The sequence below is a fragment of the Streptomyces sp. NBRC 110611 genome (genome assembly GCF_001590865.1).
GTDB lineage: Bacteria > Actinomycetota > Actinomycetes > Streptomycetales > Streptomycetaceae > Streptomyces.
Genome location: NZ_BBUY01000025.1, coordinates 1 through 15,784, shown reverse-complemented (window position 1 = coordinate 15,784; position 15,784 = coordinate 1). Strand labels below are relative to the sequence as shown.

The following is a 15,784-nucleotide window of genomic DNA, read 5'->3' as shown; positions in this document are numbered from 1 at the left end:
TCCCTCCTCCTGTGAACGGCCTGCGACCACGGGCTGCACGCCGGGGCTCGCGCTACGGTCGATGATGCCCCGGCAATCTGATCGATAACGCCTCGGAAGCGGGCCGGTACCGATAGGCTCGAAGTGGTACCGGGTCCGGCATCACCCAAGGGCATATCTCGGTGGCGATGGCCGTTCACATTTCCGTCCGAGAAACACCGGCGTGATCCGGCCTACCGCACCGGGAACGAATGACGAGGCGGCCCGGCGAAAGCCCCGCACAAAGCGGCATAAAACACCTCGGGCAAGGGTCCGGATTCCGCCTTGCCAGAAATCCGCGAGGCCGGTAGCCGAAACACTTTCAGAACATACGTCGTATAAACTCCGGTAACGAGGCAGAGAGTTGACGCCCGGCGCCGCGGAGTTCCCGTCGGCGCCGGGCGGGCCCTGGGCCCGGTCGCCACATTCCCGCCGCCTGCCCGGGGCAGACCCGCGGCGCTCCCACGGCAGGCGGGACTTCCGACACGGCCCCGGGCCCCACGCCGGCCATGCCCCGGACGCAGACAGCGCTGTCTGCACCTCCACGCTCCACCGTGTCTCCGAAGTGAGAGGCGACCCACCATGCCGCTGCACCCTGCCCCCGCCCCCGCGCCCGCCCTGCGCAGCGTTCTCGCCGCCCTCGGCTCGCCCGGCATCCTCCGCGCCGCCCCGGTACCCGCGCTGCGCACCCACCAGGGCCCGCTCAGCCCCGATCATCCGCTGCCCCTCCACGTATGGGACGACGTCAGCCAGGCCGGCGGGACACCGCACACCCGGCCGGCCGGGTGGAGCTTCCTGGTCCGCGGCGGCGACGGGGCGGTGGCCACCGCCGAGGCGACGCCCACCGCGGACGGCTGGGCGTTCGCCCGCTTCTGCGGCGGCCCCTACGTGGCCGCGACCGAGCAGGCCCTCGTGCAGGCCGAGGCGCTCACCGCGCCGTACCAGCCACGGCTGCTGTCCGTACCCGAGCTGTACATGCTCACCCTGTGGCTGCACAACGACCTGGCCGCCGATGGCGCCGAAGGGCTGCCCGCCCCCGCCGACCTGCTGGTTCCGCTGGCCCCGGCCCCGCCGGGGATCGCCGCGCACCGTCCGCACCGCGTCGCCGACCTGCTCCCCCGGCTCACCCTGCGCCTCACCCCCGCCCCGCTGCTGCGCGAACCCGCCTGACCGGTGCCGCGCCGCGCCACGCGCCGGCGCACGCCGTCCCGCAAGAGCGTGCCCCGCGAGCCCTGTCGGCCGCGGGGCGCTCTGCCGTGCTCACCCACGCGGGCTAGCCCACCGATACCACTCCCAACCACCTTGGGGAGGAGCACAATTGAAAGCAACCGCCCGCACGGGTGATGCGTCGATACCGAGTGAGTACCGCTGCTGCGAAATCCCTGCGGAATCCGGTCCGTAGGGCAACACTGGAACCGACCACTGGAACGGGGGAGCGGCCATGACCACCTCATCGAGCACGTCGAGCCGCACATCGATTACCACACCGCAGCGAAAGACAACTTCCATGTGTCAGCACCAACCGCCTTGCCCGTCCGCAGACTCCAGCGACCGGGAGGCCGCACACCTTGTGGCGCACCACCCCGAGCAGGGCTGGAGCCTGCTCTGCAACGGCGTCCTGCTCTTCGAGGACACCGGCGAACTGCTGCCTGACGGGCAGGTCATCGCCCCGCACCGGGACCGGATCACCGCAGCGGCCTGACCCGCGCGCCCGGCACGTACCACCAGGGCCCCCGGCAGAAGAACTGCCGAGGGCCCTTGCTGTTGCCCGGACGGACGGACCGGCGGACCGATGACGGTCAGCCGGACCGGTTGACGGTCAGCTGTCGTACTCGTCCAGCGGCGGGCAGGAGCAGACGAGGTTCCGGTCACCGAAGGCGCCGTCGATCCGGCGCACCGGCGGCCAGTACTTCTCCGCCGCGGCGACGCCGGCCGGGAAGACCGCCTCCTCGCGGCTGTACGGGTGGGCCCACTCGCCGCCGAGCGCGGCCGCGGTGTGCGGGGCGTTGCGCAGCGGGTTGTCGTCCTTGTCCCACCCCCCCGAGCCGACCTTCTCGATCTCCGCGCGGATGGCGATCATCGCGTCGCAGAACCGGTCCAGCTCGCCGAGGTCCTCGCTCTCGGTCGGCTCGATCATCAGCGTTCCGGCCACCGGGAAGGACATCGTCGGCGCGTGGAAGCCGTAGTCGATGAGCCGCTTGGCGACGTCGTCGATGCTCACACCGGTGGCCTTGGTGAGCGGCCGGACGTCGATGATGCACTCGTGCGCGACCAGGCCGCCGGGGCCGGTGTAGAGCACCGGGTAGTGCGGCTCCAGGCGCTTGGCGATGTAGTTGGCGCTGAGGACCGCGACCTGGGTGGCGCGCTTGAGGCCCTCGCCGCCCATCAGGCGGAGGTAGGCCCAGGAGATCGGCAGGATGCCGGCCGAGCCCCAGGGGGCCGCGGAGACCGGCCCGACGCCGGTCTCCGGACCGGCGGTGGGCTGCAGCGGGTGGTTGGGCAGGTACGGCGCCAGGTGGGCGCGTACCGCGACCGGGCCGACGCCGGGGCCGCCGCCACCGTGCGGGATGCAGAAGGTCTTGTGCAGGTTGAGGTGCGAGACGTCGCCGCCGAACGCTCCGGGCTCGGCGAGGCCGACCAGTGCGTTGAGGTTGGCGCCGTCCACGTAGACCTGGCCGCCGGCTTCGTGCACCGCCGCGCAGATCTGGGTGATGTGCTCCTCGAACACGCCATGCGTGGACGGGTAGGTGACCATGAGGACCGCGAGTTCGTCACGGTGCTTCTCGATCTTGGCGTGCAGGTCGTCGGCGTCGACCTCGCCGTCCTCGCCGGTCTTGACGACGACCACCTTCATCCCGGCCATCACGGCGCTGGCGGCGTTGGTGCCGTGCGCCGAGGACGGGATCAGGCAGACCGTGCGCTGCTCGTCGCCGTTGGCACGGTGGTAGGCGCGTACGGCGAGCAGTCCGGCCAGCTCGCCCTGCGATCCGGCGTTCGGCTGGAGGGAGACCTTGTCATAGCCGGTGATGACGGCCAGCCGGTCCGCCAGCTCCTGGATCAGTGTGAGGTAGCCCTCGGCCTGGTCGGCCGGCGCGAAGGGGTGCAGCTGGCCGAAGGCGGGCCAGGTGACCGGCTCCATCTCGGTGGTGGCGTTGAGCTTCATCGTGCAGGAGCCGAGTGGGATCATGCCACGGTCCAGCGCGTAGTCCTTGTCGGCGAGGGAGCGCAGGTAGCGCAGCATCGCGGTCTCGGAGCGGTGCCGGTGGAAGACCGGGTGGGTGAGGTACTCGTCGGTGCGCAGCAGCGTCCCCGGCAGCGTGTCGGCCGCGGTGGCGTCCAGCCGCTCGATGTCGCCCGTCACGCCGAAGGCGCCCCAGACGCCGGTCAGCTGCGCGCGTCCGGTGGTCTCGTCGCAGGCGATACCGACCAGGTCGGCGTCGATCTGCCACAGGTTGATCCCGGCCTCGCGGGCGGTGGCGACGACTTCGGCGGCCCGGCCGGGGACCCGGGCGGTCAGGGTGTCGAAGTACGCGTCGTGGACTATCTCCACACCACCGGCCCGCAGGCCCTCGGCCAGGATGGTGGCGTAGCGGTGGGTACGGCGGGCGATGGTCCGCAGGCCCTCGGGGCCGTGGTGGACGGCGTACATCCCGGCCATGACCGCGAGCAGCACCTGCGCGGTACAGATGTTGCTGGTGGCCTTCTCGCGGCGGATGTGCTGCTCGCGGGTCTGCAGCGCGAGGCGGTAGGCCTTGGTGCCGTCGGCGTCGACGGAGACGCCCACCAGGCGGCCGGGCAGGCTGCGGGCGAACTGATCGCGGACGGCCATGAAGCCGGCGTGCGGCCCGCCGAAGCCCATCGGCACGCCGAAGCGCTGGCTGGTGCCGACGGCGATGTCCGCGCCGAGTTCACCGGGCGAGGTGAGCAGCGTCAGGGCGAGCAGATCGGCGGCGACGGTGACGACGGCACCCAGCTCATGGGCCTGCTCGATGAGCGCCCGGGGGTCACGGACCGCACCGGAGGCGCCCGGGTACTGCAGCAGCACGCCGAAGACACCGCGTTCGGCGATCCCGTCGGGGATGCCGTCGGACAGGTCCGCGACGACGACCTCGACGCCGGTCGGCTCGGCACGGGTCCGGATCACGGCGATGGTCTGCGGCAGGCAGTCGGCGTCCACCAGGAAGACGCCCTGCTTGACCTTGCCGACCCGGCGGGAGAGGGCCATCGCCTCGGCGGCGGCGGTGCCCTCGTCCAGCAGGGAGGCACCGGAGGTGCGCAGGCCGGTCAGGTCGGCGACCATGGTCTGGAAGTTCAGCAGCGCTTCCAGACGCCCCTGCGAGATCTCCGGCTGGTAGGGCGTGTACGCGGTGTACCAGGCGGGGTTCTCCATGACGTTGCGCAGGATCACCGGCGGGGTGAACGTGCCGTAGTAGCCCAGGCCGATCATGGAAGTGAGCACCTGGTTGCGCTCCGCGAGACCACGCAGCTCCTGGAGCACCTCGGCCTCGGTACGGGCCTCCGGGAGGCCGAGCGCCTCCACGCTCTTGATCACATCGGGGACCGCGGCGGCGGTGAGCTCGTCCAGCGAACCGAAGCCGACCTGCGCGAGCATCTTGGCCTGTGCCTCGCGGTCGGGGCCGATATGCCGCCGTTCGAAGGGGATACCGCGTTCCAGCTCGGTCAGGGAGATGCGATGGGTGGTCATCTGCGGGGGCCTCCTGGTCAGTACGACCTGCGAGGGGCACCACGGCACGGGTGCCCGGACGGCCTCCCCCTCTGTCATCTCAACCTGAGAGCTTCACCGGCCCGCGGACGGCCCGGCTTTCACCGTCGGTGAGGAGGGGTCCCGGCGTGGTGCCTGTCCGTGGCCCGCCCTGCTTTCCAGAGTGACCTCGTCCGTGCGGTACGTGTGCCTGAGAGATTCCGGGGAGGATTTGCTCCTTCGGCGCCCTGGTCGCGAACGACAAAGGACTCTCCCGCACGGATTCAGCGGCCATTGGCCAGCCTACCAGCGCACCACTCGAAGGAGCCTTCGAGTGGCCAGGGCGGGAAATGTGCCGTTTGGTAGTTGTCACGGGGCAGTTGCGACCAATTGGAGGGGCCGTGCAAACCGACATCGATCCCCGAAGCCTGATCGGCCGCAAAGCGTTCGACCGGAACGGCACGAAGATAGGCACGATCGACGAGGTGTACCTGGACGACGCGACGGGGGAACCGGAGTGGGCAGCCGTGCGCACCGGAATCTTCAGCCGGGACGCGTTCGTCCCCTTGGAGCCCAGCAAGATGGTCGGTGATGCCCTGCACATCCCGTACGACCGCAAGCTGATCAAGGACGCCCCGGACTTCGGCGTGGGCCGCCACCTCTCCCCCGAACAGGAGCTCCAGCTCTACCACCACTACCGGCTGGACATCGCCTCCCCGGACGTGGAATCGCTGCCTTCCGACGACACGGGCGGCTCCGGCCGGGGTTCCCGCCCCGGCTCCGGCTCCCGCTCCGGCGACAAGGACTTCGGCAAGATCGCCGGCTCGGAGGACTGAGCGCCTTCCGGTCCCCCGCCGACCAGCGGCAGGGGCTCCCCCGGCCGCAGCGCCGGGTCGTCGACGGCGAAGGTCCGCACCCTGCCCGGTGCGGACCATGGCGTCTCGAAGCGTACGGTCACTCGCCCCACCCCGCTCCCCTGCACCCACCCGGCGCCGAACTCGTCGTGCACCACGTCCAGGCCCGGATGCCAGCGCCGCGGCCGCTCGTCCTCGGGACGGTCCCCGCCGGTCTCGCCCCCGTCCGTCTCGGGCTCCGGCCCGGCCGGCTCCGCGGCCTCCCGCTCCGTCGCGAACTGGGCGAAGAGATCCTCCTGTGTGAAGTCGGCCAGCCCGCTGACCCCCACACCCAGCAGCCGCACCCCGCCCGTGGTGTCCACCATGTCGAGCAGGCGTACCGCGGCCTCCCGTATGACCACAGGGTCGTCCGTGGGCCCGCGGAGCGTCTCGGAGCGCGTCAGCGTCGAGAAGTCGTAGTTACGGACCTTGATCACTACCGTGCGCCCGGAGCGCCCGGACTCCCGCAGCCGCTGGACGCAGCGGTCGGCCAGCCGCAGCAGCTCGGTCCGTACCCGCGTCCGGTCGGTCAGATCGACCTCGAAGGTGTCCTCGACCGAGATGGACTTCGCGTCCCGCTCGGCCACCACAGGGCGGTCGTCCTGGCCCAGCGCCATGGCGTGGATCCCCGTGCCGTGAGCCTTGCCCAGCAGCCGCACCAGCTCGGCCTCACCGGCCTCCGCGGTCTCCGCCACGGTGTGGATCCCCGCCCTGCGCAGCGTCTCGGCCGTCGCCGGCCCCACACCGGGCAGTGTCCGTACCGGCATCGGCCCCAGCAGCTCCCGTTCCGTGCCGGGCTCGATCACCACCAGGCCGTCCGGCTTGGCCGCCTCGGAGGCGATCTTCGCCAGCATCTTGGCGCCGGCGAGCCCCACCGAGCCCGTCAGCCCAGTCGCCTCCCGGATGTCACGCCGCAGCCGCTCCCCCACGGCCCGTGCGGCGGCCGTCTCGGCCGGTACGCCGCCCGCTTCCAGGTCCACGAACGCCTCGTCCAGGCTGAGCGGCTCCACCAGGGGCGACAGCGCGCGCAGCAGATCCATCACCGTGTCACTCACTTGGCGGTACAGGGTGAAACGAGGACTGAGATAGGCGGCATTGGGGCACAGCCTGCGCGCCTGGGCCGTGGGCATCGCGGAGCGGACGCCGAAAACCCGGGCCTCGTACGACGCCGTGGCGACCACCCCGCGCGGCCCGATCCCGCCGACGATCACCGGCTTCCCGCGCAGGCTCGGCTTGGCCGCCTGCTCGGCGGCCGCGTAGAACGCATCCATGTCCAGATGCAGGATCGTCGGGGCGGGTCTCACATCTCCGATGCTGCCGCATGGCACTGACAACCGGCCCGCCGCCGGGCCGGGGCCGCGGATGCCCGCGCGTCGTGCGGATCAGCCGGCGCGGTTGCGCCGCCGGGCCAGCTCGTCGTGCGGGTTCTGCCCGATCAGTGTCTCGCCGGTGTCCACGCGCTCTCCATGGAGCTGTGACAGAGCGCTCTCCACGTCCCGCCACACCACGCCGATGGCGATACCGAAGACCCCCTGGCCCCCCTGGAGCAGGTCGACGACCTGATCGGGCGAGGTGCACTCGTAGACCGTGGCGCCATCGCTCATCAGCGTCATCCGCGTCAGGTCCGCCAGCCCGCGCGAGCGGAGGTGCTGGACGGCGGTGCGGATGTTCTGCAGAGAGACCCCGGTGTCCAGCAGCCGCTTGACGATCTTCAGGACGACGACGTCCCGGAAGCTGTAGAGCCGCTGGGTGCCGGAACCGTACGCGGGCCGGATGCTGGGCTCGACCAGGCCTGTACGGGCCCAGTAGTCGAGCTGCCGGTAGGTGATGCCCGCTGCCGCACAGGCGGTCGGGCCGCGGTAGCCGATGTTCTGGGCCTCGCGGTCCCCCGGCGCCGCCGCGGCCGGTGCCGGTGCGCGGTGCGCTGCTGTGCTCGTGTGGAGCGGCAACGCCCCTTCCGCCGCCGTACCGTCGCCGGTGATTGCCACGCCGCCCTCCGTCCTCCACGTCCCGGACGGGACCTGCCACATCGACGGTATGCAGTCGCTCGGGGTGCGTCAACGATCGCCGCGCTCGCCACGCCGAGTGATAATCACCCTACGAGTGGTTTCTCGTGACCTCGCGCGGGGAATGTCTCAGAAGTTTGGCTGGAATCATTCGCTCCGTCTGGCCCGGCGCCGCACGCTACTGGCTGTTGGTACCGAAATCCTCGGGCGAGATCTGGTCGAGGAACTCGCGGAACTTCTCCACCTCGTCCTCCTGCTCGTCCGGGATGGCGATCCCCGCGTCGTCCAGCACCCCGTCGGTACCGAAGATCGGCGTTCCGGTGCGCAGCGCCAGCGCTATCGCGTCGGACGGACGGGCGCTGACCTCGACCCCGCTGGCGAAGACCAGTTCGGCGTAGAAAACCCCCTCGCGCAGGTCCGTGATCCGGACCTGCGTCAGCTCCTGGCCGACCGCCTCCAGCACGTCCTTGAAAAGGTCGTGCGTCAGCGGCCGGGCGGGGACCATGCCCTGCTGGGCAAAGGCAATGGCCGTGGCCTCCCCCGGCCCGATCCAAATGGGCAGGTAGCGATCGCCTCCCACCTCCCGCAGGAGCACGATCGGCTGGCTGGAAGGCATTTCCACCCGGACACCCACGACGTCGAGCTCGTTCACACAGCAACCCTAGGACGTGCCCGGCAGGTTTGGGTAGTCGGGCACTCGTTTGCTCACTGAGGCCGGCCCCGCAGAGCGCCCTGGAGCAGCGCCGCGTGCAGCCGGACGGTCAGGGTCCCCAGCTCCTTGGCAGTGCCCTCGGCATGTGCCCTGGTCTGCGGGTTACGGTGCCGCCGAAGGGGTGCCAGGACCTGTTCGACCAGGTCCGCCTCGCGTTCGGCGGCCGCCTTCACCACGCGCAGATGCCGCGGCTCCAGACCGAAGCGGCCCAGGTCCGCGACGAGTTTGGCGACCGTGACGGCCTCGATGTCGTATGCGCCGTCCGCATGAGGGACGATGAGACCGTACGACTCCCAGTCGGCGAGCGCCGCCTCGTCCACCTCCGCGGCGGCCAGCAGCTCGGCCCGGCCGATCCGGGCGGCCGCCGGGTGGTCCTCACAGAGGCCGGGCACGGCGTCGACCAGCTCCCCGGAGGGCGCGGCCGGGGCGGGCAGCGGTACCTGTTCCCCCCGCTCCACGGCGTCCAGATGCTCCCGGATGACCTTCAACGGAAGGTAGTGGTCCCGCTGCATGCGCAGGACGCTGGCGAGCCGCTCGACGTCGGCCGGGGTGAATTTCCGGTATCCGGAAGACGTGCGCTTCGGCTCGACCAGCCCCTCGGCCTCCAGGAAACGGATCTTGGAGATGGTGACCTCGGGAAACTCCTCACGCAGCGCGTTGAGCACCGTGCCGATACTCACCGGCTTGCCGCCCGAGGAGGCGGCGCCGGCGGCACCGGCACCGCCTTTCGGTGTATGGCACATATGCCTTCCCTGGCCGATCAGATCCCGGCGCCTCGCTGGCTCGCGTAGAAGACCAGGCGGTACTTGCCGATCTGCACCTCGTCACCGTTCGCGAGCACGACGGAGTCGATCCGCTCACGATTGACGTAGGTGCCGTTCAGACTGCCGACATCGGCGACCGTGAAGAGTCCGTCCGGGCCGCGGCGGAACTCCACATGCCGACGCGAGACCGTCACATCGTCGAGGAAGATGTCGCCCTGCGGATGCCGGCCCGCGGTGGTCAGCTCGCCGTCCAGCAGGAAGCGGCTGCCCGAGTTCGGACCCCGGCGGACGACCAGCAGCGCCGAACCCAGCGGGAGGGCGTCCACCGCCGCCTGGGCCTCCGGGGACAGCGACGGCAACGGAGTCTGGCCCGTCGTCTCCGAGTCGTAGGCCTCCAGCCCCGAAATGGAGATCGTCGAGGTCGTCTCGGACGCCCGCTCGGCCTGGGCCCCCGCGCGCAGCGGCGTACCGCAGTTGGAGCAGAACCGGCTCGCCTCGGCGTTCCGGTGCCCACACCTCGTACACACCGGCAGGGCCTGCCCTCCAGCCGTGTCCGAGGCCGACGGTCCCTGAGAACCTATGGGGCCTGAACCGGAGCGGTCAACGGAACCCGCGCCGTGCCCCTCGGACGGACCGCCGACCTCATCACGGAAGAGCGGACGCTCCTGCGCGGCACCGCTCTCGGCGGGCTGGCGCGGAGCACGGTGCCGTGCGGTGCCGCTGCCGCCCTCCTGGCGTGCGCGCTTGCCGAACAGCTTTGCAAACAACTTCACGGGCGATTCCCCTTGAACGAAACAGACCCGCCCGTGGGGCAGGACGAACCCTCGATGCACACACCGGCCAGTCCGGACATCCTGTGAACGTCCGTGGCCTTCAGACAGTTTCCACCACACACCACACGCACGGTGCGTCGACCCCCCGCTACCTCATGCCCTCTCCGGGCATTCGCCATACCTGGACGCCTCACTGCGATGACGACCGAGCGTAGTCAGGCCGCTTCGTCTCCCGCAAGGCATCCACAATGATCTTCTCCTCACGGGCCACAGACACCTTGGCCTGCTCCTTTTCCAGTGTCTGGACCACTCCGCCAGGGATGTTCAGCGCCGGCTCCAGGTCCCGGGGCTTACCGATGACCTTGAAGCGGTACGGCTGCGCGACGCGCCTGCCGTCGATCTCCACTCCGCCCTGGACATCCGAGAGGTAACTGCTCGCGACCACCCGGACATCATTGACCTGGATGGCCTCGGCGCCGGCCGCACGCAGTTCCTGGATGGCGTCCAACAGCTTGTCCGCCTTCACGGAGTGCGTCGGGTCGTCGATGGTCAGGTTGATGCCGGGCCCTTGTGCCGCGACGGTCCCGGCCAGCACGCCCAGCTGCTGTTCCTTCTCCACGGTCTGCTTACGGGCCTCCTCGGCCTGGTCCGAGCTGTTCTCCAGCTCGGTCTTCTGCCCTTCCAGGCGCCGCTGTTCATCCGTCAACCGCTGGGAGCGGTTGTCCAGCTCGTCCAGAATGCGTACCAGATCCTCCTGGCGCGCACCCCGCAGCGCACTGCTGTCACTTGTGGAACGTACCTGAATCGCCAGGCCGAGGCCGAGGATGAACAGGAGCAGCGCGACAATCAGTTGAGCCCGCGTCAGCCGCGGCGGCCACAGGCTCGCGACGAGCCGCTCCCGACCCGTCTTCGGGCGTTCGTCATTTCCCTTGCCGCTCCCGTCACCGACGACCACGTCCGGGGCCGAGGAGTCTGCCGCTTTACGGGGCTTCTGTCCAGCGCTGTCCGGTTCCGGGGTTCCGGTTTCGGCCCGGTCCGCCGACGGCACCCGCTCAGCGACGCGCGGGCTCTCCGGCGGCATCGGCCGCCGCCCGGCCGGGCCCGGCTCCGGCTGCTCCGGCCGGTCCGGCCGCTGCTCCCGCTCCGGCTTCCGCTCGGGCTCCGGTGCCGTCCTGGGCTCGGGGGTCTCGTCCGTCGCCATCCGCCTCACGCCCTGAAGACATGCCGACGGATCGCCGCGGCGTTGGAGAAGATCCGAATGCCCAGCACCACGACCACGCCGGTGGAGAGCTGAGCGCCGACGCCCAACTTGTCGCCCAGGAAGACGATCAGCGCGGCGACGACGACGTTGGACAGGAAGGAGACCACGAAGACCTTGTCGTCGAAGATCCCGTCCAGCATGGCCCGCAGTCCGCCGAACACGGCGTCCAGCGCCGCCACGACAGCGATCGGCAGGTAGGGCTCGACCACCGTCGGCACCACGGGTCGGACGACAAGTCCGACCACGACTCCCACGATGAGGCCCAGTACGGCGATCACGATGTGCCCTTCCCCTTGTCGGCGCCGCCCGACGTGGCGGGACCGGTCTGCGGCTTTGCGGTACGTACGATCAAACTCGGCGCGGGCGGCAGCGTGACCTCGCTCTCGGCGGAAATCCTGGTGCTGATCCCGAAGTTCTCCTGCAGTCCGTGCAGATACCGGCCGTCGGCACTGCCCTGGAACGCGGTGCTCAGCCGTTGCCCGTCCCCCACCGCCAGCACCGTGTAGGGCGGCGCCAGTGGCTTGTTGTCGACCAGTATGGCGTCTCCCGCGGCCCTGATCGCCGAGAGCGACGTGAGCCGCTGCCCATTGACGGCGACGGCCTCCGCGCCGGACTCCCACAGGCCGTTGATCACACGCTGCATGTCCCGGTCGCGGACCCGTCCGGTGTCCGAGAAGCCGCTCCCCTCGCGCGGCCCGCCGCCGTGGGACTCCGCGCCCTTGGCGTCGTCCACGACGAGTTTCACACCGGGCCCGGTGACCTGCGTCGAACCGGCGAGCAGGGCGAGCAGTTCGGCCTTGCCGGCGCCGTCCTCCCGCAGCGCCTCTCGCTGCATCCGGCTGACGTCGTCCCGGAGGGCGTCGACCCGCTGCTGCTGCCGGTCCGCCTCCCCGGTGCCCTTCTGGATACGGTTGATCAGCTCTTCCCGCTCCTTGGCGAGCGTCGGTGCGGACTTCTGCGCCTGGGCCGCCCCCACCGTCACCACGAGCGCGGCCAGCACCAGACCGGCCGCGAGGCCCAACTTCGCCCGAAGGGTACGCGGCAGACCCCGTACGCCGGCCTCGGCCTTCCGCGCGGCTGCCTCGGCATACCCATCGTCGAGGCTGTGATCCATCACGTTGGTCAGCAGCGACATGGACGCATCGGGACGCGCGGCCGACGTGTTCGGGGTGCTCCGGTCGGGGCGCTGCTGCGACATGCCGCACATCGTCCCACGTCGGCCGCGCGGTCTCCCAATGGCCCCACCGGCGTGCCGATCAGCGGCCCGCCGGTGGGATCCGGGTCAGCGCCCCGCGCTGTCGACCACGGCCGACCACTCGTCCAGCAGCTGCTGGGCGGAGGCCTCGTCCGGCCCCTCCGCCCACAAGTGGGTGACCGCCTCGGCCGGGTCCGGCAGCACCAGGACCCAGCGGCCGTCGGCCTCCACCACCCGCACGCCGTCGGTGGTGTCGACCTCCCGGTCGCCGGCCGCCTCGACGACATGCCGCATGACCAGGCCCTTGACGGCCCAGGGGGTGGCCAGGTCCCGGCGCAGGACATGCGCCCGCGGGATCCGGGCGTCGATCTGGCTGAGGGTGAGCTGGGTACGGGCCACCAGGCCGATCAGCCGGACGAACGCGGCCGCGCCGTCGAAGACGCTGCTGAACTCCGGGATGATGAATCCGCCCCGGCCGTCGCCGCCGAAGACCGTGCCTTCCTGACGCCCCACCCGGGTCAGATCGTCCGGCGAGGTCGTCGTCCACTCCACCTGCGTGCCGTGGTACGCCGCCACCTGCTCGGCGATCCTGGTCGTGGTCACCGGCAGCGCCACCCGCCCGGTGCGCCGCTCGGCCGCGATCAGATCCAGCAGGACGAGCAGCGCACGGTCGTCCTCGATGATCCGGCCCCGCTCGTCCACGAGGGAGAGCCGCTCGCCCACGGGGTCGAAGCGCACCCCGAAGGCGGCCCGCGCGGAGGCCACCATCTCCCCGAGCCGGACCAGCCCGGAGCGCCGGGCGTCGGCGGTCTCGGTCGGGCGGGATTCGTCGAGCCCGGGGTTGATCGTCAGCGAGTCGACACCGAGCCGCCCCAGAAGGCTGGGCAGCACCAGGCCCGCGCTGCCGTTGGAGGCGTCCACGACGACCTTCAGCCCTGCTTGGCCGATGCCCGTGGTGTCCATGGCTCGCAGCAGCGCTCCGGTGTACGAGTCGAAGACGCTGGCCGGGAAGCGCAGATCGCCGATCTCTCCGGGGAAGGCGCGCCGGTACTCCTGCCGGGCGTAGACCCGGTCGAGCTTGCGCTGCCCCGCCTGCGAGAGGTCGGCGCCGCGTTCGTCGAAGAACATGATGTCGACGGAGTCCGGCACTCCGGGCGTCGTCCGCAGCATGATGCCGCCGGCGCTGCCCCGGGCGGTCTGCTGGCGGGCGACGGGCAGTGGGACGTTCTCCAGGTCGCGTACGTCGATGGCGCTGGCCTGCAGCGCGGAGATCACCGCGCGCTTGAGCGCCCGCGCGCCTCGGGAGTGGTCGCGCGCGGTGGTGACCGTGGAGCCCTTCTTGAGCGTGGTGGCGTACGCGCCCGCGAGCCGTACGGCGAGTTCCGGGGTGATCTCCACATTGAGGATTCCGGACACGCCCCGGGCACCGAACAGATGTGCCTGGCCACGGGATTCCCAGATCACCGAGGTATTGACGAACGCGCCGGCCTCGATGGTCTTGAAGGGATAGACCCGGACGTTGCCCTGGACGATCGACTCCTCACCGATGAGGCATTCATCGCCGATCACCGCGCCGTCCTCGATCCGGGCGGCCCGCATGACATCGGTGTTCTTGCCGATCACACAGCCGCGCAGATTGCTCTGCTGGCCGAGATAGACATTGTCGTGGATCACGGCCCGGTGCAGGAAAGCCCCGCTCTTCACCACGACATTGGAGCCGACCACGGTGTGCTCACGCATCTCCACACCCGCTTCGACCTTGGCGTAGTCGCCGATGTACAGCGGCCCGCGCAGCACAGCGTCGGGGTGGACCTCGGCGCCCTCGGCGACCCACACGCCCGGCGAGATCTCGAAGCCGTCGATTTCCACATCGACCTTGCCTTCGAGCACATCGGCCTGGGCCTTCACATAGCTCTCGTGGGTGCCGACGTCCTCCCAGTAGCCCTCGGCGACATAGCCGTAGATCGGCTTGCCTTCCTTCATGAGCTGCGGAAAGACATCACCGGACCAGTCCACCGGGACATCGGGCTCGAAGTAGTCGAAGACCTCCGGCTCCATGACGTAGATGCCGGTATTGACGGTGTCCGAGAAGACCTGGCCCCAGGTGGGCTTTTCCAGAAAACGTTCGACCCGGCCACCCTCGTCGACGATGGTGATGCCGAACTCGAGCGGATTGGGTACCCGCGTCAGGCACACCGTGACGAGTGCGCCCTTCTCCTTGTGGAACCGGATCAGGTCGGTGAGATCGAAGTCCGTGAGGGCATCACCGGAGATGACGAGGAAGGCGTCATCCTTGAGGGCCTCCTCGGCGTTCTTGACGCTCCCGGCGGTGCCGAGCGGCTTTTCCTCATTTGCGTAGGTGAGCTCCATGCCGAGCTCTTCCCCGTCACCGAAATAGTTCTTGACGAGCGAGGCAAGGAACTGCACGGTCACGACGGTCTCGTTGAGACCATGCCGTTTCAGCAGCCGCAGGACATGCTCCATGATCGGTCTATTGGCGACGGGAAGCAGCGGCTTGGGCATGCTGGACGTCATGGGGCGAAGGCGTGTTCCTTCGCCGCCGGCCATCACGACGGCCTTCATGTCGGAAGCGTCCTCCTCTGGGAGACGACGGTCTTGCCGACTTCACCTATCCAGATCGCCCACTGTTCCGGTTCTCACCTACAGGCGATGGGCCTTGGCAGAACATGCCGGTTCGGAGAGTTCAGTCGGCTGTGGTGTCCGCCTTGATGATCCGGCGGACCTGGACCACGTAGAGGATCCCTGCCCACCAGTACAGCGCTGTACCCCATCCGGCGAACGCCCATCCGAAAACAGTAGCGAGCATACGAAGCCAGCTGTCCCCGCCGCTCAGGAGGAGCAACGGGAAGGCGTACATCAAGTTGAACGTAGCCGCTTTGCCCAGGAAGTTCACCTGGGGAGGACCGTATCCGTGACGGCCGAGGAATCCCACCGCGATCAGCAGCATCAGTTCGCGCGCCAGCAGGGCCGCGGTGAGCCAGAGCGGAAGAATCTCGCGCCAGGTGAGACCGACCAGGGTGGACAGGATGTACAGGCGGTCGGCCGCCGGGTCGAGGATCCGTCCCAGACTGCTGATCTGGTTCCAGCGGCGGGCGAGCTTACCGTCCAGGTAGTCGCTCACGCCGCTCAGCGCGAGTACCAACAGGGCCCAGCCGTCCGCATTCGGACCACCGAATTTCGGCCAGAGGATCAACCACAGGAACAGCGGTACGCCGGCCAGGCGAGCCATGCTCAGGATATTGGGGATGGTGAGAACTCGATCCGTCTGGACCCGCGTCTCCTGGACCTCCACGCGGGGGCCTCCTGTGGGAAATGTGCCTACGATGTCCCTCGACCTTACCCGCCCCGCCGACCGCGCCGCGCCGGGGGTCCCAAGATCCCCACAACGCAGAGAAGCCCTGTGGGAACTGACATTCCCACAGGGCTTCTCTCAAAATTT

At 69.9% G+C, this 15,784-nt stretch carries 13 protein-coding genes, 1 pseudogene and 1 riboswitch; of the genes and pseudogenes, 3 read left to right on the top strand and 11 right to left on the bottom strand.

The window, feature by feature from the left end:
* Positions 1 to 600: 600 nt before the first annotated feature.
* Both AZE13_RS30470 and AZE13_RS30465 read left to right on the top strand, forming a co-directional pair.
* Entirely contained in the window at positions 601 to 1,188 is a 588-nt protein-coding gene (locus AZE13_RS30470) for a hypothetical protein (RefSeq protein WP_066939196.1), read from the top strand.
* A gap of 337 nt (positions 1,189 to 1,525) precedes the next feature.
* Positions 1,526 to 1,720, top strand: coding sequence for a DUF5999 family protein (locus tag AZE13_RS30465; protein WP_066939193.1), 195 nt, complete (start codon positions 1,526 to 1,528; stop codon positions 1,718 to 1,720).
* 117 nt (positions 1,721 to 1,837) lie between these two features.
* Here the strand turns inward: AZE13_RS30465 and gcvP are convergent, their stop codons facing one another.
* Positions 1,838 to 4,723, bottom strand: a complete 2,886-nt coding sequence (gene gcvP / locus AZE13_RS30460; RefSeq protein WP_066939189.1) for an aminomethyl-transferring glycine dehydrogenase — start codon at positions 4,721 to 4,723, stop codon at positions 1,838 to 1,840.
* Positions 4,724 to 4,909: 186 nt separating this feature from the next.
* Positions 4,910 to 5,007: riboswitch (glycine riboswitch) on the bottom strand.
* Between the two features lie 63 nt (positions 5,008 to 5,070).
* On the opposite strand from gcvP, the pseudogene AZE13_RS39385 reads away from it, so the two are divergent.
* A pseudogene (locus AZE13_RS39385) lies at positions 5,071 to 5,280 on the top strand (PRC-barrel domain-containing protein); the annotation flags it as partial.
* A gap of 134 nt (positions 5,281 to 5,414) precedes the next feature.
* Here the strand turns inward: AZE13_RS39385 and AZE13_RS30455 are convergent.
* From AZE13_RS30455 to AZE13_RS30405, 10 genes are all read right to left on the bottom strand, one after another.
* On the bottom strand, positions 5,415 to 6,917 hold the full coding sequence (locus tag AZE13_RS30455) for a DNA polymerase IV (protein WP_066939186.1): 1,503 nt from the start codon (positions 6,915 to 6,917) through the stop codon (positions 5,415 to 5,417).
* Positions 6,918 to 6,995: 78 nt separating this feature from the next.
* Positions 6,996 to 7,601 carry a MerR family transcriptional regulator gene (locus AZE13_RS30450; protein ID WP_066939183.1) on the bottom strand — a complete coding sequence of 202 codons (606 nt, stop codon included), beginning with the start codon at positions 7,599 to 7,601 and terminating at the stop codon, positions 6,996 to 6,998.
* Positions 7,602 to 7,797: 196 nt separating this feature from the next.
* Positions 7,798 to 8,271, bottom strand: coding sequence for a bifunctional nuclease family protein (locus AZE13_RS30445; protein WP_006606439.1), 474 nt, complete (start codon positions 8,269 to 8,271; stop codon positions 7,798 to 7,800).
* 53 nt (positions 8,272 to 8,324) lie between these two features.
* Entirely contained in the window at positions 8,325 to 9,074 is a 750-nt protein-coding gene (locus AZE13_RS30440; protein WP_066939180.1) for a MerR family transcriptional regulator, read from the bottom strand.
* Positions 9,075 to 9,091: 17 nt separating this feature from the next.
* Positions 9,092 to 9,988 (bottom strand): FHA domain-containing protein, encoded by an 897-nt coding sequence (locus AZE13_RS34710; protein ID WP_079124533.1) that lies wholly within the window; start codon positions 9,986 to 9,988, stop codon positions 9,092 to 9,094.
* A 70-nt stretch (positions 9,989 to 10,058) separates the two neighbouring features.
* The gene (locus AZE13_RS30425) at positions 10,059 to 11,069 is read right to left on the bottom strand and encodes a DUF881 domain-containing protein (RefSeq protein ID WP_258528085.1); all 1,011 of its coding nucleotides are present in this window, start codon (positions 11,067 to 11,069) and stop codon (positions 10,059 to 10,061) included.
* Positions 11,070 to 11,074: 5 nt separating this feature from the next.
* Entirely contained in the window at positions 11,075 to 11,407 is a 333-nt protein-coding gene (locus AZE13_RS30420) for a small basic family protein (protein ID WP_003984969.1), read from the bottom strand.
* Entirely contained in the window at positions 11,404 to 12,336 is a 933-nt protein-coding gene (locus tag AZE13_RS30415; RefSeq protein ID WP_181690498.1) for a DUF881 domain-containing protein, read from the bottom strand. Before AZE13_RS30415 ends, AZE13_RS30420 begins: the two co-directional genes overlap by 4 nt.
* Before the next feature lie 75 nt (positions 12,337 to 12,411).
* Complete coding sequence (locus tag AZE13_RS30410) at positions 12,412 to 14,907, bottom strand: mannose-1-phosphate guanyltransferase (protein WP_066939174.1); 2,496 nt, start codon at positions 14,905 to 14,907, stop codon at positions 12,412 to 12,414.
* 121 nt (positions 14,908 to 15,028) lie between these two features.
* Positions 15,029 to 15,637, bottom strand: coding sequence for a CDP-alcohol phosphatidyltransferase family protein (locus AZE13_RS30405; protein ID WP_066939172.1), 609 nt, complete (start codon positions 15,635 to 15,637; stop codon positions 15,029 to 15,031).
* Positions 15,638 to 15,784 lie beyond the last annotated feature (147 nt).

What these genes read in the sequence shown, in the direction of transcription:
- gcvP (WP_066939189.1), bottom strand. Translation starts at nt 4,723, where the DNA reads ATGACCACCCATCGCATCTCCCTGACCGAGCTGGAACGCGGTATCCCC.
- AZE13_RS30470 (WP_066939196.1), top strand. Translation starts at nt 601, where the DNA reads ATGCCGCTGCACCCTGCCCCCGCCCCCGCGCCCGCCCTGCGCAGCGTT.
- AZE13_RS30415 (WP_181690498.1), bottom strand. Translation starts at nt 12,336, where the DNA reads ATGTGCGGCATGTCGCAGCAGCGCCCCGACCGGAGCACCCCGAACACG.
- AZE13_RS30425 (WP_258528085.1), bottom strand. Translation starts at nt 11,069, where the DNA reads ATGGCGACGGACGAGACCCCCGAGCCCAGGACGGCACCGGAGCCCGAG.
- AZE13_RS30465 (WP_066939193.1), top strand. Translation starts at nt 1,526, where the DNA reads ATGTGTCAGCACCAACCGCCTTGCCCGTCCGCAGACTCCAGCGACCGG.
- AZE13_RS30410 (WP_066939174.1), bottom strand. Translation starts at nt 14,907, where the DNA reads ATGAAGGCCGTCGTGATGGCCGGCGGCGAAGGAACACGCCTTCGCCCC.
- AZE13_RS30440 (WP_066939180.1), bottom strand. Translation starts at nt 9,074, where the DNA reads ATGTGCCATACACCGAAAGGCGGTGCCGGTGCCGCCGGCGCCGCCTCC.